The organism is Sphingobium sufflavum (assembly GCF_021403115.1).
Lineage (GTDB): Bacteria > Pseudomonadota > Alphaproteobacteria > Sphingomonadales > Sphingomonadaceae > Sphingobium > Sphingobium sufflavum.
Map to the genome: position 1 here is coordinate 67,364 of NZ_JAJSSH010000006.1, position 24,619 is coordinate 91,982.

At 64.7% G+C, this 24,619-nt stretch carries 27 protein-coding genes; 17 read left to right on the forward strand and 10 right to left on the reverse strand.

The features are described 5' to 3' along the window. Positions 1 to 53 precede the first annotated feature (53 nt). Positions 54 to 1,136: an MlaA family lipoprotein gene (locus tag LWE61_RS10565; protein ID WP_234150026.1), complete on the forward strand. Its 1,083-nt coding sequence runs from the start codon at positions 54 to 56 to the stop codon at positions 1,134 to 1,136. 49 nt (positions 1,137 to 1,185) lie between these two features. On the opposite strand, the gene pgi is transcribed toward LWE61_RS10565, so the two are convergent. Then, a complete protein-coding gene (gene pgi / locus LWE61_RS10570) occupies positions 1,186 to 2,697 on the reverse strand; it encodes a glucose-6-phosphate isomerase (RefSeq protein ID WP_234150027.1) in 1,512 nt (503 codons plus the stop codon). A gap of 129 nt (positions 2,698 to 2,826) precedes the next feature. On the opposite strand from pgi, the gene lepB reads away from it, so the two are divergent. The 11 genes from lepB (at position 2,827) to LWE61_RS10625 (ending at position 13,078) form a co-directional block, all read left to right on the forward strand. Beyond that, the gene (gene lepB / locus LWE61_RS10575; protein WP_234150028.1) at positions 2,827 to 3,654 is read left to right on the forward strand and encodes a signal peptidase I; all 828 of its coding nucleotides are present in this window, start codon (positions 2,827 to 2,829) and stop codon (positions 3,652 to 3,654) included. Next, positions 3,651 to 4,355, forward strand: a complete 705-nt coding sequence (gene rnc / locus LWE61_RS10580) for a ribonuclease III (protein ID WP_234150171.1) — start codon at positions 3,651 to 3,653, stop codon at positions 4,353 to 4,355. The genes lepB and rnc overlap by 4 nt, the downstream gene beginning before the upstream one ends. Beyond that, entirely contained in the window at positions 4,352 to 5,290 is a 939-nt protein-coding gene (gene era / locus LWE61_RS10585) for a GTPase Era (RefSeq protein WP_234150029.1), read from the forward strand. Before rnc ends, era begins: the two co-directional genes overlap by 4 nt. Positions 5,291 to 5,350: 60 nt before the next feature. Beyond that, on the forward strand, positions 5,351 to 7,264 hold the full coding sequence (gene uvrC, locus LWE61_RS10590; RefSeq protein ID WP_234150030.1) for an excinuclease ABC subunit UvrC: 1,914 nt from the start codon (positions 5,351 to 5,353) through the stop codon (positions 7,262 to 7,264). A gap of 75 nt (positions 7,265 to 7,339) precedes the next feature. Beyond that, positions 7,340 to 7,726: a hypothetical protein gene (locus tag LWE61_RS10595; RefSeq protein WP_234150031.1), complete on the forward strand. Its 387-nt coding sequence runs from the start codon at positions 7,340 to 7,342 to the stop codon at positions 7,724 to 7,726. A gap of 5 nt (positions 7,727 to 7,731) precedes the next feature. Beyond that, the gene (gene recO / locus LWE61_RS10600; RefSeq protein WP_234150032.1) at positions 7,732 to 8,466 is read left to right on the forward strand and encodes a DNA repair protein RecO; all 735 of its coding nucleotides are present in this window, start codon (positions 7,732 to 7,734) and stop codon (positions 8,464 to 8,466) included. Positions 8,467 to 8,559: 93 nt separating this feature from the next. Then, the gene (gene leuB / locus LWE61_RS10605) at positions 8,560 to 9,606 is read left to right on the forward strand and encodes a 3-isopropylmalate dehydrogenase (RefSeq protein ID WP_234150033.1); all 1,047 of its coding nucleotides are present in this window, start codon (positions 8,560 to 8,562) and stop codon (positions 9,604 to 9,606) included. Between the two features lie 24 nt (positions 9,607 to 9,630). Then, on the forward strand, positions 9,631 to 10,839 hold the full coding sequence (locus tag LWE61_RS10610; protein WP_234150034.1) for a trans-sulfuration enzyme family protein: 1,209 nt from the start codon (positions 9,631 to 9,633) through the stop codon (positions 10,837 to 10,839). Positions 10,840 to 10,937: 98 nt separating this feature from the next. Beyond that, complete coding sequence (gene apaG / locus LWE61_RS10615; RefSeq protein WP_407696222.1) at positions 10,938 to 11,339, forward strand: Co2+/Mg2+ efflux protein ApaG; 402 nt, start codon at positions 10,938 to 10,940, stop codon at positions 11,337 to 11,339. Further along, positions 11,336 to 12,136: a LysR family transcriptional regulator gene (locus tag LWE61_RS10620; protein WP_234150035.1), complete on the forward strand. Its 801-nt coding sequence runs from the start codon at positions 11,336 to 11,338 to the stop codon at positions 12,134 to 12,136. The genes apaG and LWE61_RS10620 overlap by 4 nt, the downstream gene beginning before the upstream one ends. 414 nt (positions 12,137 to 12,550) lie before the next feature. Then, positions 12,551 to 13,078 carry a class I SAM-dependent DNA methyltransferase gene (locus tag LWE61_RS10625; protein WP_234150036.1) on the forward strand — a complete coding sequence of 176 codons (528 nt, stop codon included), beginning with the start codon at positions 12,551 to 12,553 and terminating at the stop codon, positions 13,076 to 13,078. Positions 13,079 to 13,220: 142 nt separating this feature from the next. Here the strand turns inward: LWE61_RS10625 and LWE61_RS10630 are convergent, their stop codons facing one another. From LWE61_RS10630 to LWE61_RS10665, 8 genes are all read right to left on the reverse strand, one after another. Beyond that, positions 13,221 to 13,859 carry a F0F1 ATP synthase subunit B family protein gene (locus LWE61_RS10630; RefSeq protein WP_234150037.1) on the reverse strand — a complete coding sequence of 213 codons (639 nt, stop codon included), beginning with the start codon at positions 13,857 to 13,859 and terminating at the stop codon, positions 13,221 to 13,223. Continuing rightward, positions 13,852 to 14,346: a F0F1 ATP synthase subunit B family protein gene (locus LWE61_RS10635; protein ID WP_234150038.1), complete on the reverse strand. Its 495-nt coding sequence runs from the start codon at positions 14,344 to 14,346 to the stop codon at positions 13,852 to 13,854. The genes LWE61_RS10630 and LWE61_RS10635 overlap by 8 nt, the downstream gene beginning before the upstream one ends. Positions 14,347 to 14,410: 64 nt before the next feature. Next, positions 14,411 to 14,638, reverse strand: coding sequence for a F0F1 ATP synthase subunit C (locus LWE61_RS10640; RefSeq protein ID WP_234150039.1), 228 nt, complete (start codon positions 14,636 to 14,638; stop codon positions 14,411 to 14,413). Between the two features lie 45 nt (positions 14,639 to 14,683). Then, positions 14,684 to 15,463, reverse strand: a complete 780-nt coding sequence (locus LWE61_RS10645; RefSeq protein WP_234150040.1) for a F0F1 ATP synthase subunit A — start codon at positions 15,461 to 15,463, stop codon at positions 14,684 to 14,686. 45 nt (positions 15,464 to 15,508) lie between these two features. Beyond that, entirely contained in the window at positions 15,509 to 15,832 is a 324-nt protein-coding gene (locus LWE61_RS10650) for an AtpZ/AtpI family protein (protein ID WP_234150041.1), read from the reverse strand. Positions 15,833 to 15,991: 159 nt separating this feature from the next. Beyond that, a complete protein-coding gene (locus LWE61_RS10655) occupies positions 15,992 to 16,399 on the reverse strand; it encodes a YdbL family protein (RefSeq protein WP_234150042.1) in 408 nt (135 codons plus the stop codon). Beyond that, positions 16,396 to 16,566, reverse strand: a complete 171-nt coding sequence (locus tag LWE61_RS10660; protein WP_234150173.1) for a YnbE family lipoprotein — start codon at positions 16,564 to 16,566, stop codon at positions 16,396 to 16,398. The genes LWE61_RS10655 and LWE61_RS10660 overlap by 4 nt, the downstream gene beginning before the upstream one ends. A 65-nt stretch (positions 16,567 to 16,631) precedes the next feature. Then, positions 16,632 to 19,877, reverse strand: a complete 3,246-nt coding sequence (locus tag LWE61_RS10665) for an intermembrane phospholipid transport protein YdbH family protein (RefSeq protein ID WP_234150043.1) — start codon at positions 19,875 to 19,877, stop codon at positions 16,632 to 16,634. Positions 19,878 to 20,018: 141 nt separating this feature from the next. On the opposite strand from LWE61_RS10665, the gene radC reads away from it, so the two are divergent. After that, positions 20,019 to 20,741, forward strand: coding sequence for a RadC family protein (gene radC, locus LWE61_RS10670; RefSeq protein ID WP_234150044.1), 723 nt, complete (start codon positions 20,019 to 20,021; stop codon positions 20,739 to 20,741). A 90-nt stretch (positions 20,742 to 20,831) separates the two neighbouring features. Here radC and LWE61_RS10675 read toward each other — a convergent pair whose 3' ends face one another. Continuing rightward, positions 20,832 to 21,266 carry an EF-hand domain-containing protein gene (locus LWE61_RS10675; protein ID WP_234150045.1) on the reverse strand — a complete coding sequence of 145 codons (435 nt, stop codon included), beginning with the start codon at positions 21,264 to 21,266 and terminating at the stop codon, positions 20,832 to 20,834. A gap of 284 nt (positions 21,267 to 21,550) precedes the next feature. On the opposite strand from LWE61_RS10675, the gene purB reads away from it, so the two are divergent. The 4 genes from purB (at position 21,551) to pyrF (ending at position 24,617) form a co-directional block, all read left to right on the forward strand. Next, positions 21,551 to 22,882: an adenylosuccinate lyase gene (gene purB / locus LWE61_RS10680; protein ID WP_234150046.1), complete on the forward strand. Its 1,332-nt coding sequence runs from the start codon at positions 21,551 to 21,553 to the stop codon at positions 22,880 to 22,882. A 188-nt stretch (positions 22,883 to 23,070) separates the two neighbouring features. After that, positions 23,071 to 23,418, forward strand: a complete 348-nt coding sequence (locus LWE61_RS10685) for an energy transducer TonB (RefSeq protein WP_234150047.1) — start codon at positions 23,071 to 23,073, stop codon at positions 23,416 to 23,418. Positions 23,419 to 23,580: 162 nt separating this feature from the next. After that, positions 23,581 to 23,946, forward strand: coding sequence for a lipopolysaccharide assembly protein LapA domain-containing protein (locus LWE61_RS10690; RefSeq protein ID WP_234150048.1), 366 nt, complete (start codon positions 23,581 to 23,583; stop codon positions 23,944 to 23,946). Further along, positions 23,943 to 24,617: an orotidine-5'-phosphate decarboxylase gene (gene pyrF / locus LWE61_RS10695; protein ID WP_234150049.1), complete on the forward strand. Its 675-nt coding sequence runs from the start codon at positions 23,943 to 23,945 to the stop codon at positions 24,615 to 24,617. Before LWE61_RS10690 ends, pyrF begins: the two co-directional genes overlap by 4 nt. The last annotated feature ends 2 nt before the right edge of the window (positions 24,618 to 24,619 follow it).

Here is a 24,619-nt window from a genome sequence, read left to right on the forward strand (position 1 = left end):
CCCGTAGGCCGCCGTTGTGCGAACCGGCTTTCTTCCCGACAAAAGGCAGGTCATTGAGCGTTTCATCTCTCGCATTGGCGATATTCCTGACGGGCGCTCAGGCGGCACCCAACGCTGTTCCCGCCACCACCCCTGATACGACATCGCCAGCTCCGGTTGCTCCGGCGCTGCCCGCCGATGCCTTTGCCGCAGGCTCCACTACGGTCGGAGGCGATGGGCAACAGCCGCCTGCCGACAGTGCGCAGGCCGCATCGAGCGACAAACCCGACCTGTCCGACAACGACAGCATCGTCGTCACCGCCCGTCGCAAGCGATTGGCCACACCGACCGATCCGCTCGTCGGCGTCAACGCCGCGTCCTTCGAAGCCATCCAGGCCGTGGACAAGCTGGTCGTCGGCCCGACCGCCAAAAGCTATGAAAAGATCGTGCCGAAGCCGGTCCGCAACGGCTTGCGCAACGTCCTCATCAATCTGGCCGAACCGATTGTTTTCGTGAACTTCCTGCTCCAATTCAAACCGGGCAAGGCGTTCGAGACGGTCGGCCGCTTCGCGATCAACAGCACCGTCGGCGTCGCGGGCCTGTTCGATATGGCCAAGCGCAAGCCATTCCACCTACCCTATCGCCAGAACGGCTTTGCCAACACCTTTGGCTATCATGGCATCGGCAACGGACCGTTCCTGTTCGTGCCCATCCTTGGCCCGACGACGGCCCGCGATCTGGTCGGCCGCATCCTCGACCTCAGCCTCATCCCCGCCGTCGCGGGCAAGCCCTTCAACGATCCGCTCTATGGTCTGGGCACCGGCACGGTGAAAGCCATGAACGACCGCGTCGAGTTCGACGAGCAGATCGAGGTCGCACGCGACAGCGACGATCCCTACACGGCGACGCGCGAATTTTATCTCAAGCGCCGCCGCGCCGAAATCAACGCGCTGCATAGCCCCGAATATCGCCGCCGCAAGGGCATCCCCGATCCGGTCCTGCCGCGCATCGCCCCCCATGTCCCCAATGGAGCGGTACCGGGCAGCCCGGCAGCAACGCCTACGACCTCCATACCCAACAGCACAGGGATGGTCCCAGCCGCACCAGCGCCGGAAACCCCGGTGGCAGGCACGCCCGCGCTGGCTCCAGCACAATAGCACGTTCGCCATGTCCCCGACGCGGGAGCATGGCGAAGCCCACCATCGTTCAGGTCAGCGCGCGCTCGATCAGCGCCATGGTGGACGGATCGAAACCCTTTGGTCCTTCGCTCTCGATGGCCTTGGCGATCGACTTGCCCAGTTCCACGCCGAACTGGTCAAAGCTGTTGATGCCCAGCAACACACCATTGGCAAAAGTGCGATGCTCGTAGAAGGCGATCAACGCGCCCAGCGCATTAGGCGTCAGCGCATCCAGCAAAATCGTGGAGGACGGCCGATTGCCGGGATAGGTGCGCGCCGGGTCGTCGCTCTCCTTACCCTGCATCAACGCGGCCCCCTGCGCGAAGCAATTGATCAGTAGCGTATCATGATGCGCCGGATCCTGCCGGTCGCCCGCCTCCGTGACCGCGATGAACTCGACGGGGATGAGGTGCGTGCCCTGATGCAGCAACTGGAACACCGCATGCTGTGCATCCGTGCCGACGCCACCCCATGTCACCGGCGCGGTCGGTCCATCGACGGCCACGCCATCGCGCGTCACCGCCTTGCCATTGCTCTCCATCTCCAGTTGCTGGAGATAGCTTGGCAACAGCCGCAACCGCTCGTCATAGGCAAAGACCGCGCGCGTCTGGCACTCACGCACCCGCGCATAATATTGATCGACAAAGGCCGCGCGCAGCGGTGCATTGTCGCGCGGCGGCGTGGTGCGGAAATGGCGGTCCATCTCCGCCGCACCTTCCAGCAACTCCTCGAACCCGGCCCAGCCCAGCGCCATGGCGACGGGAAAGCCGATGGACGACCAGAGCGAATAACGCCCCCCGATGCTTTCCGGGAAAGGCAGGATACGCGTTTCGTCCACGCCCCATTCCATCGCCTTTTCCGGCGCGGCGGTCAGCGCGATCACCCGGCCATAGGGATCGTCCACCCCCGCATCCATCATCCACTGGAGCGCGCTGGCGGCGTTCAGCATCGTCTCGCCCGTGGTAAAGGTCTTGGACGCGACCGCAATCAACGTCGCATGGGGGTCAAAGCCCTTGATCGCCTCCTCCAGCGCGGCGCCATCGACATTGCTGACCACCGCGACATCGTAACGATCGCTGTTCCGCGCCAGCGCATCGACCAACAGATCCGGTCCCAGCGCCGATCCGCCGATGCCGATGTGCAGCACATGGCGCACTTCGCCCAGCGCTTCCGCCTCAATCGCGTCGATCAAGGTCCGCATGCGTGACCGCAGCATCTTGGCTTCCTTGACCGTCTCTGCCCGGCCCTCTCCGCGCAGCGCGCTATGCTCGACCGCGCGACCCTCGCTGTTATTGATCGCCTCGCCCGCAAACATCGCCGTACGCGCGCCTGCCAGATCGGCGGCATCGGCAAGGTCGACAAAGGCGTCGACCGTCGCGTCCAGCAAATGGGTCTTGGCGAAGTCGAACCGGGTGCCTCCCACTTCGATAACATGCTTGGCCAGCCGGTCCGGGTCGTTGGTGAATATCGTCCTCAGTTCAGGGACATCGGCTGCCTTCAGCGCGCTCCAGATCGCTCCGATGCGTGAATCGTCCGTCATCAACCCTGTCTCCGTCTATGCCTTCGCCACCGTCCTAGCCAATATGCGGCTATATTGCACCCGCACAATGCACTGCCCGCTCCCTCACCTCGGCTTGACGTGGCAACACTCTGCCCGCAAAGACGGCCGATGGCGGGAACCGGAAAAACGTCCGAGACAAAGGACTTCATCAGCTTCACGATCAAGCTCGCGCTGATCGTGTTCGTGGTGCGCAGCTTCATCGCCGCGCCGTTCAACATTCCGTCCGAATCCATGCAGCCTCGCCTGCTGATCGGGGACTATCTGCTCGTCGCAAAATGGCCCTATGGCTATTCGCGCTACAGCCTGCCGTTCAGCCTGCCACTGATCCCCGGCCGCATCCTGCCCAGCGCCCCCACCCCCGGCGACGTCGTGGTGTTCAAGGCACCCGCGAACCTCAGCGAGGACTGGATAAAGCGCGTCGTCGCCCTGCCCGGCGACATGGTGCAGGTGCGCGGCGGCACCCTTTATCTCAACGGAAAGGCCGTGCCGAAGAAGCGCATCGCCGACTTGGTCATTCCCGTCACGCCCAACATGCTGGATGCGACCCGGACCGCCGGCGGCGCGTCCCCCTGCTATCGCGCCAAATATGAAGTGCATAGCGCGGACGATTCGCTCAAATGTCGCTACCCGCAGTTTCACGAGACCCTGCCCAACGGTCGCAGCTATAATGTCCTCGACCTGGAAGACGGGCCAGAGGATAATACCGAAGTTATGATCGTGCCGCAGGATCATGTCTTCGTCATGGGCGACAATCGCGATCGCAGCGCGGACAGCCGCGTGCCGGTCGCCAATGGCGGCGTCGGCTTCCTGCCGCAGAAAAATCTGGTGGGCCGCGCCCTTGTCTCCGTCTTCGCGACGGACGGCTCCGCCAACTGGCTGCTTCCCTGGACCTGGTTCACCGCCGCGCGCACCGACCATATCGGGGACGGGTTCTGAGCGGGCATCCCAACGACCGGGCGCATGAACGCGCCCGCGAAAACGCCGCCACCGACTGGCTGGCCGCCCTGATCGGCCACGCGCCGGGCGACCGCGCCCTCTACACGCGCGCACTGACGCATGGCAGCGCCAGCGCCGACAATTATGAGCGGCTGGAGTTTCTGGGCGACCGCATCCTCGGCCTCGTCGTCGCGGACTGGCTTTACGCCCTGTTCCCGGCGGAGAAGGAGGGGCAATTATCCCGCCGCCTCAACGCGCTCGTCACCGGCTCCGTCTGCGCGGATGTCGCCCGCGACATAGGCCTTCCCGCCCATGTCATGCTGGGCAAGCAGGCACGAGACGACGGCGCGCTGGACAGCGACAATGTGCTGGGCGACGTGATGGAGGCGATCATCGGCGCGCTCTATCTCGACAAGGGTATGGAGGCAGCGCGCACGCTGATCCATCGCCTGTGGAGCGCCCGCATCGACGGCAGCGTCGCCGCGCCCAAGCATCCCAAGTCGGCGCTTCAGGAATGGGCGGCCGCAAACCGCCGCAAAGGCCCCATCTACACGCTGATCGAACGCACCGGGCCGCACCACGCCCTGCGCTTCCGCGTCGGCGTATCCATCCCGAATGTTGGCGAAGCGGAGGCCGAGGGCGGCTCCAAACAGGAAGCCGAAACCGAAGCCGCCGCCCTGCTGCTGGAGCGCCTGTCATGACCGAACCCCTCGCCCCCATCGAGACCCCGGATAACAACGGCAAGCCGGAACGCTGCGGCGTCGTCGCCGTCGTCGGCGCCCCCAATGCGGGCAAGTCCACCATCGTCAACGCCTTGGTCGGGCAGAAGATCGCGATCACCAGTCCCAAGGCGCAAACAACCCGCACCCGCGTCATGGGCGTGGGGATAGAGGAGGAGACGCAGATCGTCCTCGTCGACACCCCCGGCATCTTCTCTCCCGGTCGCCGTCTCGACCGCGCCATGGTGGCTGCGGCATGGGGCGGCGCGCAGGACGCAGACATCATCGCCCTCATCATCGACGGTCGCGGCGGTCTTGGCCCCAAGATGGAGCCGATTATCGAGGGGCTTGCCAAGCGGTCGGAGCCCTTGTGGCTGATCCTCAACAAGGTGGACGTGGCGGACAAGGGCAAGCTACTGATCCTCACGGAAAAGCTGCATGCCCTCATCAAGCCTGAAGAAACCTATTATGTCAGCGCCCTGACCGGCGACGGCCTACCGGAACTCAAGCGCGCGATGGCCAACGCCATGCCGGAGGGGCCATGGCATTTCCCCGCCGATCAGGTATCCAACGCCACCGACCGCCTCTTCACCGCCGAAATCACCCGCGAGCAGCTCTACCACCAGCTCAACGACGAACTGCCCTACAAGAGCGCGGTCGAGACGGAGCAATATAAGGAGCGGCAGGACGGCTCCATCGAGATCCATCAGCAGATCCTTGTCGAGCGCGCCTCGCAACGCGCTATCGTTCTCGGTAAGGGTGGCCAGCGGCTGAAGGAAATCGGCTCTCGCTCACGCGCGGAACTCATCAAGCTGCTGGGCGTGCCCGTCCACCTCTACCTCCACGTCAAGGTGAAGGAGAATTGGGACGACGACCGGGCCGTCTATCGCGACATCGGGCTGGACTGGGTGGAGTAAGCGCGACCTTTTCGCTCTCCCGGCCTTTCCCCTCCCCCCGCCTCTCTCTACATAGGCGCCATGTCAGAACGCAGCGCGCCGGATCGATTCAACGAAGAAAAGGCGACCTACGCGGTTCGCGGATCCGGCACGCCCGACATGGATGCCGGGGTCGCCGCGATCCGCGAGACGGTGCGAAGCCTGCCGACCCGGCCCGGCGTCTATCGCATGCAGGATGCGCGCGGCAATGTGCTCTATGTGGGCAAGGCGCGGGCGCTGAAGAACCGCGTCACCAACTATACCCAGGTCGAACGGCTGCCCGCTCGCCTGAAGCGCATGGTGTCGCAAACCCGCTCCATGACCATCGTGACCACCGACAGCGAGGCCGAGGCGCTGTTGCTGGAGGCGCAACTCATCAAGCGGTTCCGACCGCCCTATAATGTCCTGTTGCGCGACGACAAAAGTTTCCCCTTCATCCTGCTGCGCGAGGATCATGCCTTTCCGCGCATCCAGAAACATCGCGGCGCGCAGAAGATCAAGGGTCGCTATTATGGCCCTTTCGCCAGCGCCGGATCGGTGACTCAGACGATCAACGCGCTCCAGAAACTCTTCCTGCTACGCAGTTGCAGCGACAGTTTCTTCGCCAATCGTTCACGTCCCTGCCTTCTCTATCAGATCAAGCGGTGCTCCGCTCCCTGCGTCGACCGGATCGAAGCCCCCGCCTATGCCGAACTGGTCGGCGACGCACAGGACTTTCTGGGCGGCAAGTCGACCAAGGTGCAGGCCAAGCTGGGCGAGGCGATGCAGGCCGCAGCGGAGGCGATGGATTTCGAGATGGCCGCCGTCTATCGCGACCGGTTGAGGGCGCTGACCTTCATTCAGGGGAGTCAGGCGGTCAATGCAGAGGGGCTGGGCGACGCGGATATTTTCGCGCTGGCGTCCAACAATGGCGGCATGTGCATACAGGCCTTCTTCATCCGTGGCGGCCAGAATTGGGGGCATCGCAGCTTCTTTCCCGTCCATACGGCCGAGGTGGGCGAGGATGAAGTGCTGGAGAGTTTCCTGGCGCAATTCTATGAGGAAGTTCCCCCTGCCCCGCTGATCCTGTGCGATCGCGCCCCGGCGGAATGTGACCTGCTGTCTCTCGCACTCAGCGAGAAACTCGGCCGCAAGGTCCGCATCGAGGTGCCCCAGCGCGGTGACCGCATGAAGCTGATCCGGCAGGCGGAGCGCAATGCCGTGGAATCGCTCGAACGGCGGCAGGCGGAGAGCAGCACGCAAGGCAAGATATTGGCGGAGATGGTCGACCTGTTCGGGCTGGACGGCGTGCCGGACCGGATAGAGGTCTATGACAATAGCCATATCCAGGGCAGCCATGCGCTTGGCGCGATGGTCGTCGCGGGGCCGGAGGGCTTTCGCAAGAATGGCTATCGCAAGTTCAACATCCGGCAGGCGGATACGAACGACGACTTTGCGATGATGCGCGAAGTGTTCGAACGGCGCTTCGCCCGCGCGCAGAATGAAGACCCGGATCGCGACAGCGGCGAATGGCCCGACCTCGTCCTGATCGACGGCGGGCGGGGGCAACTCAATGCGGCCCGGGCGGTGCTGGAAAATCTGGGCATTGAGGATGTGTGCATGATCGGCATCGCCAAGGGACCGCATCATGGACGGGAGGGCCGGGAGGTCTTCCACCTGATGGACGGGCGGGAAATCACCCTTCCGGTCAATCATCCCGTCCTTTTCTATCTGCAACGCCTGCGCGACGAGGTGCATCGCTTCGCCATCGGCGCGCACCGGCAGAAGCGCAGCAAGGCGATCACCGTCAGCTCGCTGGACGAAGTTCCGGGCATCGGTCCCGCTCGCAAACGCGCGCTGCTGATGCATTTCGGCACGGCCAAGGCAGTGCGCAACGCCAGTCTCGACGATCTGGTCCGCGCGCCGGGCGTGTCGCAGGCGGTGGCGCAGACGGTCTATGATTATTTCCACCAATGACGATTATTCGCCAAGGCAGGGGCATGGCTTTTCACATTCTGCTATGCTGCACCGCATCAACGATGGAGGTGATCCATGAAGTCGATGCAGATGGCGGTGTCCCTGGCGCCCAAATATCTCTCCCAGTCCATCCTCCCCTGGACCTTTGATTTCAGCAACGCCCATTTCGGACTGGTCAACATCGACCTAGGCATCACGCCCAAGCCGGAAGTGGAGCAGGAGGTGCTGGACAAGGTCGGCAGCTATGGCCGCCAGATCGGTTGGCTTAGCGAGATCGTCGAAATCCTCCTCGCCCGCGCGGATCGGACGACGTTCAGCCCGCAGGAACTGCGCGCCATCCGCATCTTTGAGGGGCGACAGGCGGAGATTGCCGGGATCAAGGAGCGTCACGACCCGTCCGGCTCTGCGCCGGAAACGGCAGGCGATCCGGCCCGGCTCGATCCACCCGATACGACCGGCTGATCCATTTGACCCTTTTTTCGACCACGGCCATCGTCTGCGCGCTACGCCATCATGGCGAGCATGGCGTCATCGCGCGCCTGCTGACGCCGGATGCAGGATTGGTAGCGGGCTATGTGCGGGGTGGCCGGTCGACGCGCATGCGGCCGATCCTGATCCCCGGCAATCTGGTTCAGGCCGATTTCCGCACGAGGAGCGAGGGGCAGCTTGGCAGCCTGAGTGTCGAACTGGTCCGTAGCCGGGGGCCGCTGCTGGGCGAGCCTCTACCGGCAGCCGCCCTCGAATGGATGTGCGCCCTGACCGCCGCAACCCTGCCGGACGAGCATGGCTATCCGCCGCTGTTCAGCGCTCTATCCGCCGTGCTGGATGCCATCGAAGCCGCCCCCGCCGCCCGTGGCTGGGCCGTGGCGCTGGTGCAATATGAGCGTCTGCTGCTGGCGGAGCTGGGCTTCGGGCTGGATTTCAGCGCCTGCGCAGTGGCCGGGGGCAGCAACGACCTCGCCTATGTCAGCCCATCGACGGGCCGCGCGGTCAGCCGGGTCGGCGCCATCGGCTATGAATCGCGATTGCTCCCGCTGCCGCCCTTCCTGCTCGACGGGGGAGAGGCTGGCTGGGCCGACATCGTCGATGGGCTGGCGCTGACCGGACATTTCCTGCGCCGCGATCTGCTGGGCGACAGGCGGACAGACGTATTGGCGGCTCGCGAGCGTCTGGTCGAGCGCCTGAAACGGGCCATTGCGTAAAGCATCCTTACATCCCGGCTAGGGTTGCATGATGGCCGGGGCGGCCATATGCGTGCAGCCCAACGGAAACAGTGAAGAATGAGAGCGACGGACATGCTGGTTGCGGTGCTTGCCGGGGACGGAATCGGGCCTGAGATCATGGTGGAGGCGCGCCGCGTCCTGGACGTGCTGGCGATACCGGACCTGACCTTCGAGGAAGCGCCCGTCGGCGGTGCAGCCTACAAGGCGGCTGGCCATCCGCTGCCGCCCGCCACGCTGGACCTGGCCAAGCGCGCCGACGCCATCCTATTCGGTGCGGTCGGCGATCCGGACTGCGACGCGCTGGAACGGCATCTGCGCCCCGAACAGGCGATCCTGGGGCTGCGCAAGGAGCTGACCCTCTTCTCCAACCTGCGCCCGGCGAAAGTGTTCGGCGAACTGGCCGACGCATCGACCCTGCGCAAGGATGTGGCGGAAGCCATCGACATCCTGATCGTGCGCGAACTGAACGGCGACGTCTATTTCGGCGAGAAGGGCATGCGGACCACCACCGCAGGCCTGCGCGAAGGCTATGACATCATGTCCTATGACGAGGCCGAGGTGCACCGCATCGCGCACAGCGGTTTCCAGGCGGCGCAGGCGCGCCGGTCGAAGCTGTGCTCGGTCGACAAGGCGAACGTACTGGAAACGTCGCAACTGTGGCGCGACGTGGTGATCGAGGTGTCGAAGGAGTATCCCGACGTCGAACTCAGCCACATGTATGTCGACAATGCCGCCATGCAGTTGGTCAAGAACCCCGGCCAGTTCGACGTGATCGTGACCGGCAACCTGTTCGGCGACATTCTCTCCGACCTCGCCAGCATGTGTGTCGGCTCCATCGGCCTGCTGGCATCGGCATCGCTGGATGCGAACAACAAGGGCCTGTATGAACCGATCCATGGCTCCGCACCCGATATCGCGGGTCAGGGCAAGGCCAACCCGCTGGCCATGATCCTGTCGGTCGCGATGATGCTGCGCTTCTCGCTCGGCCTCTCCGCCGAAGCGGACCGGATCGAGGCGGCGGTCGCGAAGGCCCTGTCCAGCGGCGCGCGGTCGGGCGACATCGGCGGTAGCCTGTCCACCCGCGCCATGGGCGACGCGGTGCTGGCGGCCCTTGCATAATATCCATATTTCCAGGAATTCAGCATGAAGAAGACCACCGGAACCGACCGATCCATCACCAGCAAGTGGCGCCCGGCGACACAGGCGGTGCGCGGCGGCACATGGCGCAGCGAACATGGCGAGACGTCGGAGGCGCTCTTCCTGACCTCCGGCTATTGCTATGACGATGCGGAGACGGTCGCGGCGCGCTTTGCGGGCGAGCAGGAGGGGATGACCTATTCCCGCCTCCAGAACCCGACCGTCGCCATGCTGGAGGAGCGCATCGCCCTGATGGAAGGGGCAGAGGCCTGCCGCGCGCAGGCGACGGGCATGGCCGCAATGACGACGGCGCTGTTGTGCCAGCTCAAGGTCGGCGATCATGTGGTGGCGGCAAAGGCAGCGTTCGGCTCCTGCCGTTGGCTGGTCGACAGTCTCCTGCCCAAATTCGGCATCGAGACGACGACCATCGACGCGCGCATCAACGGCGCATGGGAAGAGGCGATCCGCCCGAATACCAAGGTCTTCTTCTTCGAAACGCCCGCCAATCCGACCATGGACATTGTCGACATGGCCTATGTCTGCGGCCTTGCGCGGGCGCATGGCATCACGACGGTCGTGGACAATGCCTTTGCAACCTCCGCGCTGCAACGCCCGCTGGATTTTGGCGCAGACGTAGTGGCCTATTCGGCGACGAAGCTGATGGACGGGCAGGGCCGTGTGCTGGCGGGGGCCGTGTGCGGCACCCAGCAATGGATCGACGAGGTTCTGTTGCCCTTTCAGCGCAACACCGGCCCGAACATCGCGCCGTTCAACGCCTGGGTGGTGCTGAAGGGGCTGGAGACGCTCGACATGCGCGCCACGCGCCAGTCTGAGAATGCGCTGAAAGTCGGACAGTTCGTGGAGGGCCGTGTGCCCCGCATCCTGCATCCCGGCCTTGCCAGCCATCCACAGCATGAACTGGCGAAGAAGCAGATGAAAGCGTTCGGTCCCATCTTCTCCTTCATCCTCGACGGCGGTCGGGAACAGGCCATGGCGCTGCTCAACGCGCTGGAACTGGTCGATATCTCGAACAATATCGGCGACAGCCGCAGCCTGATGACGCACCCCGCCTCCACCACCCACCATGGCGTCGGGCCGGAAACCCGTGCCGACATGGGCGTGGAAGAGGGCATGCTGCGAATCAACATCGGCTTGGAAGACCCGGACGATGTCATTGCCGATCTGGATCAGGCATTGACCTCCGTCGGGCTTTAGGGGATTCTGCACTCGCCCGGCCCTGCGCCGGGCGGGCCGCTACACCAGCGCCCGCCGCTAGGTCTCCGAACGGCGAGGACGCGACAGAATGGGACGCCATGCTGCTAGCCTTATTCCCCTATGCCGCGACCACCAGCCATGTCACCGTGCGGGTGTCGGTGCAGTTTCTGGCCGAACAATCCGAACCGGAACGGGGGCGCTGGTTTTGGGCTTATCATATCCGCATCGAAAATGGGCAGGAGGCCCCCGTGCAATTGCTAACCCGTCGCTGGAACATCACCGATGGCCGGGGTTCCGTACATACTGTCGAGGGTGAAGGCGTGGTGGGCGAACAGCCCGTGGTGCAACCCGGCGCGTCCTATGATTATGTGTCCGGCTGTCCGCTGGCGACGCCGACCGGTGTGATGGAGGGCAGTTTCCAGATGGTAGGCAGCGATGGCAACCTGTTCGACGTGGCCGTTCCCCGCTTCGGGCTGACCGCACCGGCTGTTTCCGGATGAAGCGTACCCATCTGCCGCTCAATGGCCTGCGCGTGTTCGACGCCGCGGCCCGGCACCTCTCCTTCACCCGCGCCGCCGACGAACTGGCGGTCACCCCGGCAGCGGTCGGACAACAGATCCGCGCGCTGGAGGACATGCTCGGCGTCGTGCTGTTCCGCCGCACGCCCAAGGGATTGGAACTGACGCCGGAGGCGGAGGCTGGCCTGCCCGCCCTGCGATCCGGCTTCCTGGAATTTGAGGAGTCGGTGCGCGCCATGCAGATGGGGCAATCGTCCCAGCATCTGACCATCGCCGCGCCGCGCGACTTCATCCAGAAATGGCTGAGCGGACGGCTGGCAGGCTATATGGCGGCGCATCCCGACCTCTCGGTCGTGCTGATCGCCGCGGATGGCGTACCGGACTTCACCGAATCCAACCTCGACCTCGCCATCGCCCTGACCGATGGATCGGGCGCACAGGAAGGTCTGGCGCTCAGCCCTCCCCGCTTCGTGCGCGTGGCGGCGAGCGGCGGCGCCAAACTGGAGACGCCGATCCTGTGGCCCGGTTCGCCGGATCAGGCCGCGACCGGCGCGATCCGCGTTCCGGATGCCGGGCTGGCGATCGAGGCTGCTGTGTCCGGCCTCGGCACCGCCTTCGTTCCCTCCCTCCTCGTACAGGCCGATCTCGACGCGGGCCATGTAACGGCTGTTGAGGCCGAACAGGAGGGTGTCCTGTCCTACTGGCTGATCGCTCCCCTGCCGCAATGGCGACAGAAGAAGGTCAAGGCACTGGTCGAGGCGCTGACCGGGGTTGAGTGATCCAGAGACCCGACGCGGACTGGAAACCTTGAGCAGGGATAGAAAGCTGGCACCAATTCGACGGCTAGCTCCGAGCCTACAACACAGGCGAATGATCGCCAGCCTGTCCAGCAATCTGCGGCCCTGAAACCGAACGGTGCGTCGATAACCGTCAATCCTATCGAGTAAGTGCCAACGTGACGGAATGGATAGGCCTGTCACCAGCAGTCCTCGCCACGAAGTGAAGGTGAAGGTCCGCTCCCTATTGTGACCATCAACCGACCAGAAGCCAGCCTTCCCGCCCCTTCTATCACTCGATAGCGATCAGCCGCCATCCCGTGTAGCCTGACGACTATGGCCGCCCGCCCACCTCTCTCCGTGATCGACACTTACCAACGCCACGGTGAGACATGGGCGAGGCTGCGTGGTGACAATATGACGGAAGGCTTATGGCTCGATCGCTTTTGCGCCCGGTTGCCAACGGGCGCGGCGGTGCTGGACATTGGCTGCGGTTCGGGCCTGCCCATCGCGCGGGAATTGATCCAGCGGGGACTAGAGGTGGTGGGGGTAGACGGTACACCGACAATGCTGGCGCTGTTCCGGCGCAACCTGCCCGGCGTCGAAGCGCATCTCACCGATATGCGGCTTCTCTCGCTTGGCCGACTCTTTTCGGGACTGCTGGCATGGGACAGTGTCTTCCATCTGTCACCTGCCGACCAACGCGGCATGTTCGCCATCTTCCAGGCGCATATCCGGCCCGGCGGCGCGCTGATGTTCACCAGCGGAAATGCGCTGGGCGAAGCCATCGGTGAACTGGATGGCGACCCGCTCTATCATGGCAGCCTCGATCCCGACGAATATCGAGACTTGCTGAACGCACATGGCTTCGCCGTCGTCAGTCATGTCGTGGAAGACCCGTCCTGTGGCCACCGCACCATCTGGCTGGCCCGCCAGAACGATTGATCGGTGCGCCCCGTCAGGCCCTACCGCTTACAAACGCGGTTCAGCCCAACCAATCACGCTCAGCCTCCTCCCCTACACACAGCAAAAAGGCCGGACTGGTCACCCCAGCCCGGCCTGAAAGCCTGTCGAACGGATCGAAACCTTAGTGGGTCGCGCCGATCTTGCTGATCGCCTGATCCACCATCGCGGCATCCGCCGCTGCGCCATGATTCTGCGCGATCAGCGTTGCCGCTGCCGCCGTGGCCGCCTTGACAGTGCGATCGCGAATGTCCGCAATCGCCGCACGCTCAGCCGCTGCGATCTTGTCTTCCGCCATCTTCTGGCGACGACCGATCAGTTCCGCGGCATGCGCCTTGGCATCTTCAACGGCCTGCGCCGCATCATCCGCCGCACGTGCCCGCAGAGCATCCGCGTCGCGAACGATCGCAGCCATCTTCTCCTGATACTCGGCCTTCAGCGTCTCCGCTTCCTTCCGCAGGGTCGCTGCCTCGTCCAGATGCTTGCGGATATCGGCGATACGCTGGTCGAGCACGCCGGTGATGACCGCCGGAACCTTCTTCCACACCAGGATGATGAGGAAGACGAGCATCGCCAGGCTGACGATCACGGTCGCATCCAGAACACCGGCGATGGACGGGTCTGGTTCATGCGCCGACGGACCGCCATGGGCCTCCGTCACGGCATGCGCCAGATTGCCATCGAGCGCCTGCGCATGCGCGGCATGATCGAGATTATATTCGACGGCGGCGCTGTCGGCCGCCATGCTGTTGGTGTCAGCCATGGGCCAGTGCCGCCTTTGCTGCTTCGATTGCCGCCTGTGGCGAAACCGACGTTCCCGCGATGCGGAGAACCATCTCGGCTGCTGCATCGGCTGCAACGGCCTCGACCTGCGTCAGAGCGCCCGAACGTGCCGCTTCCACCGATGCTTCGGCAGCCGCGACCTTTGCGGAGATGACGGCATCAGCCTCGTGAAGCTGACCCTCGGTGACTTTCGCCGCCTTGGCCTTTGCCTCCGCAAGCACAGCCTGCGCGTCGGCGCGGGCGGCGTTTTCCTTGGCCCGCCATTCTTCTTCCAGCTCGTCCGCACCGGCAAAGCTCGCCTTGGCGGCGGCCAGATCGGCGGCGATCTTGCTGTCCCGTGCTTCCACCGTCGCCTGGATCTTGGGAACCATGCCACGACCGACGACGAAGAATACGAAGCCGAATGTGAGCAGGAGCCAGAAAATCTGGGACGAATAGGTTTCGGCGATTTGCGCTATCTGAGGCATTGCGTTCGTCCGAAATAAGGCAGCGGACCTGAATACATCAGGCCCGCCGCACTAAAACGTAATCTTAGGCCACGAAGACCAGGATCATCGCGATAACGAACGCGAGCAGACCCAGAAGCTCCGCCGCGGCGAAACCGATGAACAGTCGGCCCTGCTGGCCGTCGGCAGCGCCGGGGTTACGCAGCGCGCCTTCGAGGAAAGCGGCGAACACGTTGCCCACGCCGAGAGCGGCAATACCGGCACCGATAGCGGCCAGGCCAGCGCCCAGGACCTTTGCGGCTTCTGCGTCCATATTGATAACTCCTTTTCTTGAACCGTTACGTAGTTTGGATGGAAATCAGTGAAGGTTTTCAGCGTCGTTGATGTAGACCGAGGTCAACAGCGCGAACACATAGGCCTGAATGACGGCAACGAGCATTTCGAGCGCGCTGATTCCGATCATCAGGATGAAGCTGGCCGTGCCGACGGTCAGGCCATAGCCGACACCCGCATTGGAGCTGTTGATGACGAAGCCTGCCAGCACCTTCAGCAGCACGTGACCGGCGGTCATGGCAACGAACAGTCGCAGGCCGAGGCTGAAGGGACGCACCATGAACGAGATCAGCTCGATCGGGAAAATGACCGGGATCATCGGCAGGGGCGTGCCATGGGGGATAAACAGCGAGAAGAAGTGGAAACCATGCTTCCAGAAGCCGACGATCAGGACGATCGAGAAGCTGAGGATGGCAAGGACGCCCGTCGCCGTGAAATGGCTGGTGAAAGTGAAGGGATGCAGGCCAACCACGCCGAGCGGCAACATGCCAAGGAAGTTGGCGAGAAGGATGAACATGAACAGCGAGAAGACATAGGGAATATACTTCTTGCCGCCCTCACCCACGTTCGCCAGCAGCAGGCTGCTGATGAAGGTGGTGAAATATTCCACCGCCGCCTGCCAGCGACCCGGAACCAGTTCGCGCTTCGATCCGCCGATCACGAAGATCCACAGGACCACTGCAGCGGCGACCATGTACAGCGCGCTGTTGGTGAAGGCGATGTTGAACCCGCCGAGCGCCAGATGGTCGGTGCCGAACAGCGGTTCGATCGCGAACTGGTGCATCGGGTCAATTTTGCCGGACATGTGCGACGCTCACCCCTGAAAACCTGAAACTATAACAAAAGCGCCCTATTTCTCATCAGGACGCTTCGTCGAAATCCGTATGATATTCCTGAAGCCGACTACGAACCCCAAGCAGAGGAACAGCAACAGGAGCCAAGGGGATGTGTGAAACAGCAGGTCCAAGACCCATCCGATCACCGCACCACCGACAGGCGCCCCGATCAGTTCAGCCAACACCCGATTGCCCAGTCGCGAACCATCGTCCGCCTGTTGCACCGGCTTGCCTGCCCTGACCTGCTCGGCCTGTTCGGCGCGGGCCAATCGCTCTTGCAGCGATGTAATCCGCGCGTCCTCGCCGAGAGGCTCCTGTCCGGGTTCGCTTTCCGCCATGCTATCAGCTCGCTTTCTGCCGTCCGTTCGCCGGGCGGCGTGCAGGCTGGTTCATGAAACGGCAAGGCCGCACCCGTCAAGGCGCGGCCCGTTTAGAAAGGGTATACCCCTAAGTCAACCCGCCCGGCGAACCAGTCGCAAGAGCAGGCCCGACAGATATCAGTTGGCCGTCGCGCAATATCCCGGAAGGTCTATCGCACCGCCACCCTTCACCTGCCACGAACCTGCGCCGATACGGTACGCCTGCCCGCTCTTCACGCGGGACGCCAGCGTCTGGCACCCGGTCGCGGCCGCCATGTCGGCCACCGTCACGCCGCGCTTGGCGGCCAGATCGGTATAGGCGGCGCGGCGCTTGATATTGATCGCCTCCACGCCCGATCGCACATCGGCGGAAACGCTGCCGTTGATGCCGAGATAGCCGTCGGACTGCTCGCCCACCGATCCATCGGCGATGGCGGCACTGACCGCCGGGGTCTGAGCCGAAGCGCGCGAGGACAAAAGCCCCCCGGCGAGGAGAGCGGCGCCTGCCACCAGCGCGACGCCGAACAGCATATGGGTTCTGGTCATTGTGGAAACAGCTCCGGATTGTTCTGGATGAGATCCTTGGCGTCCTGTTGCAGACGCACGACCACTTCCTGTTGAACCTTGACGTTCAGGTTGATCTCGATCGGCTTGTCGGGCGCCCGCACCTGGATGCAGCCACCCAGCGGCAGGACCATCAGCCCGCCGATCATCGCCGGTGCGATGGATGGAAGCCTTCGTCTCCCGTTGCGTTGCGCTGTCGAGATTGTTTCGATCGTCATTCACCCTCCCTGGATGCGCCCTTCTCGCTGTCGGCAGGCTGAACGGCAAGCCTGTTTTCCAGCACCGTCTTATATTGCGGGCCGAGGCTTCCCCGGATCAGCGCGCTCGGATCGACGAAGGATTGATAGGTGTTGAGCAACCCGCGAAAGGGCGCTTCGATTCGCACGTTGAAGATAAAGGGCAGGCCGAGGAACGAGCGCGTAATCACGGACTTTCGCGCCTCATCCGTGCCCTGGTTGACGCCGTTGATCGCCAGACGGGTCAGAAACTCTCCGTCGATGGCTCCGTCCAGCAGGATGGTCAGGCACTTATACCGCAGCTTCTTGAGCGCATCGAAGGCCATCTTGCCATAGGCGCCCATCTCCGCATTGGAGACGTCGCCTACATATGACAGCGTGCCCGCCTGCCGCGTGGGGTCGCATGTCACGGTCAGTTTCTGCGCGCTTTCCACGACCAGCGGCGGCAGCCCTTCCTGCCGCGCCACCAATATGCCGCCCTCTATCCGCCCCCCGCTAGCATCGAAGACCATCGGCAGCAGGCCGTCATAGGTGCCGGTTGCCGAGAGATTCTTCAGTTCCATCGTGTTGATGAAGGCGCCCGCGTCGAGGCCGGTGACACGAAAGATCAGGTGGCGCGCGCCCTTGGCGTCGAAATCCAGCGTGGAGGGCAGCAACGCGAGTCGCCCGCCCGCAAACGGCCATTCGCCGCCTTCCACCCGCGCGCGATTGCCCGCCAGAAGCTGGTAGCGGACCCGTCCGTCCGTCACCAATACGCCGGGATTGATCGACCGGATCGTCGCCACCTGCCCCGGCGCGGTCTCCATCGCCAGCAGGTCGGTGAAATCGACCGTGGTGGACAGGCCCTCGACCGGACCAAAGGCCGCCGCGAGGTTCATATTGTCGGTCGCGAATCGCCCTGCGCTCGTCACCTTCGAGCCGGTCCAGTCGATCCGCCCCGCGCCCGTCACCTCCCCCGCGACATTCGCGACCACGCCCAGCGCCGACGGCGTGAGATCGTCCGGCTGCAGGGCATCGCCAAAGCGCAGCCCCTCCAGAGCGAACCGCGCCTCGCCCATGCCGGACGACAGGCCATGCGCAATATCGACACGCGCGAAGGGCGCCCCCCGCGTCGGATGACGGACATGCCCGCTCGCGGTGATTCGCCCGTCCACCAGCGCCAACCGCGCATCCGGCACCAGAACAGGATGGAATCGCGCCTGCGCGGCTGTATCCGACACCCGCAAGCCCCCATCGACCTCCAGCCGCCCACCCGCGAATCGCCAGCGCCCGGCCATGTCCGTCAGGTCCAGCGGCACGGTGCCAATCCGGCCATGCCCCGCCGCAAAGTCGCCCGTCAGGCCGGATTTATCGAACCGGCCGTTCAGGTCGCCTGCCCCCAGCAATACGGGCGCTTCCTCGCCACCGATGCGCGCCTCCACGCCCGTCGCGCGAAAGGTGGAGCGGGCGAGACCCAGCGCCAGCATATCCGCGCGCACCGCAAGCGGGTTCGATCCCAGCCGCCCCGACAGGGCGATGGAGCGCGCCTTGATACCGCCCGTCACCCCGCCGCCACCCCATCGCACCATTGCCCCGCCATCCGGACAAAGGGTGAGCGCGGCCGGGTTCAGCGTCAGGGTCGAGAGGCGGACCGATTGCCAGCGGAGCGGAACACAGGCCGGATTAAGCGATAGCCTCCCATCGGACGCCAACGCACCGATCAGGGGAATCGACACCCCCCTGACACCGCCATCGGCCAGTGGTCCGTCGAGCGTCATATGCGTCGCGAACTGCGCGCCACCGTCCCCGCCGACCCGAAAACGCACAGGCGTCAGCGCCAGCCTTGCCGATCCGGCGGCATAGGGTTGCAGGGCCAGAGTGCCGGACAACCCTCCCCCCCCTCCCTGCGCGAGCGCCAGACTGCCCTGCGGCAGTCCGCCCCCTGCCATCGCCAGTTGCCCGGTCAGGCCCCAGCGCCGATCCGGCCAGCCAAGCGCGGCACGGCTACCTTCCGGCAAATCTATCCGCGCACCGCTGGCCGCTGCGAAATGCAGGTCGGACAGCGCGGCCTCTCCCCGATTCCCGGCGGCTCGCACGGCAAGGCGGGTGGTCAGGCTGTTATTCCCACCCGCATCGCGAACCGCCTTTGCGAGCCTGGCGACGAGAGGAGCCAAGGGTGTGCCCGCCGTGGACCCGGCCAGCCCGGCGAGCGGATCGCGCCGTCGTGCCGCCAGATTGCGCAACGACAGGTCGCCAGTCAACGCGACCCGCATCCCCTGCCCCTTCACCCTCTCACCCGTGACGCGCGCGGTGAGCGCCGATGGCCCTGCGGCCATGCCCTCGCCCGATATTGCCTTGCCGCCGATCCGCCCCTCACCCCGGAAAGAATCGCCATTCCCTCGCAGGCTGACCGTCCCATCCAGAGCCGCCAACGTCATTCCCGCCGCCCGCAGCGCCCCCGCGTTCAGCCGGGCGGAGCCATCCACACAGGCCAGACGGCTATCGAGCCGGGCGTCCACGTCCAGTCGCGGCGCGGCCAGCGCGATGCCATCCGCCGGACAGCCCAGCGCCCGTGCCGTCACCGGCCCGGTAAAGCGCGGCGCGCCATCCTTCATCCTGATACGCAGGTCGGCCACCAGTCGCTCAGCCGCACAGCCTGCCATCCGGGCGGCAGGCATCGCGGCCACGCCGCGCCCGTCGAACCCGTCCCGCATATTGCCATTGCCGCCCAGCACCAGACCCAGCGGGCCATAGTCGGTCAGGATGGACGCGCGCGCATCGACCAGTTGCACGTCCATGTCGGGCAGGATCGTCTCCGTCGAACCACCCTGCCCCAGAAATTTGTCCAGTTCGCCAAAGGCCATCCGGCCGCCGCGCAACGATCCCTTCAGCCGGACGCCCCCCGCCCGGACCGCCGCCACGCCCGGAATGAAGCCGCTCAGCGCGATATCCACCTCCACCCATCGGGCGATCAGGTCGGGGTTTCGGGGATCGCCCAGCACGATATTCTCGATCCGCTGCGTGCGCGGGCCGATGGAGGCGATTCGATAGCGCATCTGCACGTTGCGCTGCGCCAGTTCCCGACCGATCAGATTTTCCGCCAGCGGCGCACGGGCGATCCACACACCGCCCAGCGCCAGCGCCCCGATGCCGACCGTGACCAGCATCGGCATGACGGTGGCACGGCGCAGCGTCCGCCGGGGTCGCGGCGGCGGCGAGGCTTCAGCCTCTTCTTCCTCGTCCATGACACTGCTCACCCGGCCCGCAACCTCTTCATTCCGAGATCATAACGACCGAAGCGGCCATTCTATCCTTCTCAACGCCCCTCTCGCCATTCGATGCGGCAAGGCTGTTCCCAATGCGGGCTTGTGCGCTATGCCGGGATGATGAGCGATCCAGAAGCCAGGAGCAAGAAGAACGGCAGCGCCGGGGGCACGGAAACGCCGCACAGCGGCCACCGTGCGCGCCTGCGCCAGCGGCTAGCGGACGGCGGACCCGACGCCCTGCTGGATCATGAGATACTCGAATATCTCCTCGCCCTCGCCATTCCACGCCGCGATACAAAGCCACTGGCCAAGACGCTGATCGGCCGGTTCGGTACCTTGGGCGACGTGCTAACCGCTGACTGGAGCGCGCTCAATCGGGTGGACGGGATGGGCGACACCAGCATCGCCGCGGTGAAGATCGTGCAGGCCGCGACGTTGCGCATGTTGAAACAACAGGTGCAGGACCGTCCCGTCCTGTCGAGCTGGCAATCCCTGCTCGACTATCTTCAGGCGGACATGGCCTATCTCGACGTGGAGCGGGTCCGCGTCCTGCATATGAACAACCGCAACATGCTGATCCGCGACGATCATATGGGCGACGGCTCGATCGATTCGGCCGCCATCTATGTGCGGGAGATCATCAAGCGGGCAATGGAACTCTCCTCCGCCAGCCTGATCGTGGTCCATAATCATCCCAGCGGCGCGCCAGACCCCAGCAAGCAGGACATCGCCATTACCCGCGATCTGGTCAACGCCGCCCGCCCGCTGGGCATCAACGTCCTCGACCATATCATCATCGGCCGGGGCGCGCACAAAAGCCTGCGCTCGCTCGGCCTGCTCTAGCCAGCTATTATATATTATAGACGCAGAAAAAGCCGGGCGATCCTCGTTGAGGCAGGCCGCCCGGCTTTCTGTCGATGGGGTGGACGGTGTTTAGCCGCCGAGGAAGGTGGTCAGATCCTGCTTCGTCACCACGCCATCCTTGTCGCGGTCAGCGGCGGCGAGGGCCGCGCTGGCATATTGCGCCACGGCTGCGGGGTCGGCGGGCTTGCCGGTTGCGGCCAGTTCCTGCGTCTTCAGGTCCGAAATCCACTGCTTGAACTCGGCTTCGGACAGCTTGCCATCCTTGTCCGCGTCATATTTCGGGAAACCGGCCTCCACCACCGCAGCGACCTGCGCATTGGTTGCGCTCGCGGCCGGAGCGGCCTGTGCCGTGGGAGCAGCCGACGTGGGCTGGGCTGGCTGTGCCGCAGCGGGCGCGCTTCCGGTGGCCGTGGATTCGACCGGAGCCGAAGCGGCATCGGGCGTCTGGGCATAGGCCGTCGAGGCGGCAAGGGCGGCAATCGAAAAGGCTGCGATTTTCAACATGGACTTTCTTCTCCATTCATCGGCGCGGGCGTTCCGTTGAGGCGGCCCTGCGAACCGTTTGATGACAAGAGGCTAACGGCCCGGCGCTTCGCATGGTTTCGACAACCGAACCGCCCGCGTCACGGCTCGTCGCGCGACCGGCCCCGTTCGCGCCGTTCCTGCGCCGATGATCCGACAAAGCGTTTGCGCGCCTCCGCTCGCCCATGGGGCAAGGCGAAGCTGGCAATGATGGCAGAATTCGTTAAAGGGCAGCGCCAAAGCCCATATTGACAGGAGCCAGACCTATGGTCCCCCGCTACGCCCGCCCCGCCATGACCGCTATCTGGGAACCCGAAAACCGTTTCCGCATCTGGTTCGAGATCGAGGCGCACGCCACCGACAAGCTCGCCGATCTGGGCGTCGTGCCAAAGTCCGCCGCAGAGGCGCTGTGGGCCTGGTGGGCGACCAACCCCGCCATCGACGTCGCCGCGATCGACGCGATCGAGGCCGTGACCAAGCATGACGTCATCGCCTTCCTGACCTGGGTCGCGGAACAGGTGGACGCCGCAGGCTATGTGGGCGAGGCCCGCTTCATGCATCAGGGCATGACCAGTTCCGACGTGCTGGACACCGCGCTGGCCGTGCAACTGACGCAGGCGAGCGATATCCTTCTCGCCGACCTCGACGCTCTGCTGGAGGCGATCAAGCGCCGTGCCTATGAGCATAAGATGACGCCGACCATCGGCCGCAGCCATGGCATCCATGCCGAACCTGTGACCTTCGGCCTCAAGCTGGCGGAAGCCTATGCCGAGTTCAGCCGCGCCAGGAAGCGCCTGATCGCCGCGCGGGAGGAAATCGCGACCTGCGCCATTTCCGGCGCGGTCGGCACCTTCGCCAACATCAACCCGCTGGTCGAGGAGCATGTCGCAGCCAAGCTGGGCCTGGCCGTCGAGCCGGTTTCGACGCAGGTCATTCCGCGCGATCGCCATGCCATGTTCTTTGCCACGCTGGGCGTCATCGCCTCCTCCATCGAGCGTCTCGCCGTCGAAGTCCGCCATCTCCAGCGCACCGAAGTCCTGGAGGCGGAGGAATATTTCTCGCCGGGTCAGAAGGGTTCGTCGGCCATGCCGCACAAGCGCAACCCCGTGCTGACCGAAAACCTCACCGGCCTCGCCCGCGTCGTGCGCGCCGCCGCCGTGCCCGCGATGGAGAATGTCGCGCTCTGGCATGAACGCGACATCAGCCATTCGTCGGTCGAGCGTTTCTTCGGTCCCGACGCCACCATCACGCTGGACTTTGCGCTGGGCCGCCTGACCGGCGTGATCGACAAACTGCTGATCTACCCTGAGCGGATGCTCAAGAACCTCAACCGCATGGGCGGGCTGGTCCATTCGCAGCGCGTGCTGCTCGCCCTGACGCAGGCGGGCATGAGCCGCGAGGACAGCTATAAGGTCGTGCAGCGTAACGCGATGAAGGTGTGGGAGTCCGACGGCGCCCTTTCCCTCCTCGACCTGCTGAAAGCCGACGCCGATGTCTCGGTCCATATCGGCGCGCAGGAACTGGAGGAGAAATTCGACCTCGACTATCACCTCGCCCATGTGGACACGATCTTCACGCGCGTGTTCGGCGCCGCCTGATCGCACTATTCGGTGACTGGCCCCGGCGCGCACCATCGCGCCGGGGCCAGTCATTCATTGCCTCACCGAAATGATGGTGAAGGCGCGACTAACCATATCTCTCAAAACTCGGCACGTACTTTCCCCACTATAGGGTTGCCATGCGCTCGGCCAACGAAGCGCAACCATAGTTGAGAGGGGTAAGTCCGATGTTCAAACTCGCATCCGGGATCTTGTCTGCGACCGCCGCCGCGATGATCCTCGCCACGCCTGTCATGGCGCAGTCGACCGACTGGTCCAAACAGGTCGCCCGCATGATCGCCGCCAAGCAGACCTATCCGCGCATGGCGCAGGAGCGCGGCGAGCAGGGCACGGCCCGCGTCAAGGTCTATGTCAGCGCCACCGGCAATGTGGACCGCACCGAACTGATCGCGACGTCCGGCTCCGCCCCGCTGGACCGGGAGGCGATGATCCTGCCCACCCGCGTCGGCACGCTGCCCGCTCCCACCGGCGGGGCGACGACGATCGTTCTGCCCTTCACCTGGAAGCTGTTGTAAGGCCCACGCCTTTCCCGGCGGACGACAGGGCGTCCTCCCCATCGTCCGCCAAAGGGCCGATGCCGCGCGCATCGGCCCTTTTCCATGCGGTACACCGATGCTAGGCAACGGCCCGTCGACGGGCTATGCTCCGCCGACCGAAGCCAGGAGGTCGGCGTTGATATGCAGTTTCTGAAGACCGCGATCTGGGTCATACTTGCCGTCGCCATCGCGCTGTTCTCCAAGGCCAACTGGGATATTCAGCCGAGCTATACCGGGCGGGTGCCCATCAAGCTGTGGGAGGACTGGATATTGCTGGTCCGCCTGCCGGTCCTGATCGTATCCGCCTTCCTGCTGGGCCTGTTGCCCATGTGGATATTCTCGCGCGTCGCCCGCTGGCGCATCCGCCGTCGCCTCCAGAATGCCGAACTGGCGCTGGCCGCAACAACATCCCCCTGCCCCGCGCCCGTTCCGCCTTTGGAACCCGTTCTCTCCCCGTCCGGCGAGAGTGACGAGGATGCGGCCGCCAACGCGGGTTTTCGTCCATGAGCAGTTCCGTCTACGTCGCCATCGACACGCCCAGCCTCGACAAGGCAACCGCGCTGGTCGCCCAGGTGAAGGGCCATGTCGGCGGCATCAAGCTGGGCCTCGAATTCTTCTGCGCCAATGGCCATCATGGCGTGCGGGAGATCATGAAGTTCGGCCTGCCCATCTTCCTCGACCTGAAACTGCACGACATTCCCAACACCGTCGCCAAGGCGGTGCAGGCGATCAACCCGCTCGAACCCGCCATCCTGACCATCCACGCCGCCGGTGGCCGCGCGATGATGGAGGATGCGAAGGCGGCGGCGGGCCTGAATACCAAGGTCGTGGCCGTTTCCGTGCTGACCAGCCTCGACGCCAGCGACCTGTCGGACATCGGCGTACGGGGCGACGCGCATGAGCAGGTCGACCGGCTGGCGATCCTCGCGCGTGAAGCCGGGCTGGACGGCCTGGTCTGCTCCGGCGCGGAAGTCGCGCAGATCCGCAAGATCTGGCCCGAAGCCTTCCTCGTCGTGCCGGGCGTGCGTCCTGTCGGCGGTACGCTGGGCGACCAGAAGCGCGCCGTGACCCCGCGTGAGGCGCTGGACGCGGGCGCATCCATCCTCGTCATCGGCCGCCCGATCACGCAGGCGGAAAACCCAGACCTCGCCGCGCGGGAAATAGAGGCGACCCTCTAAAC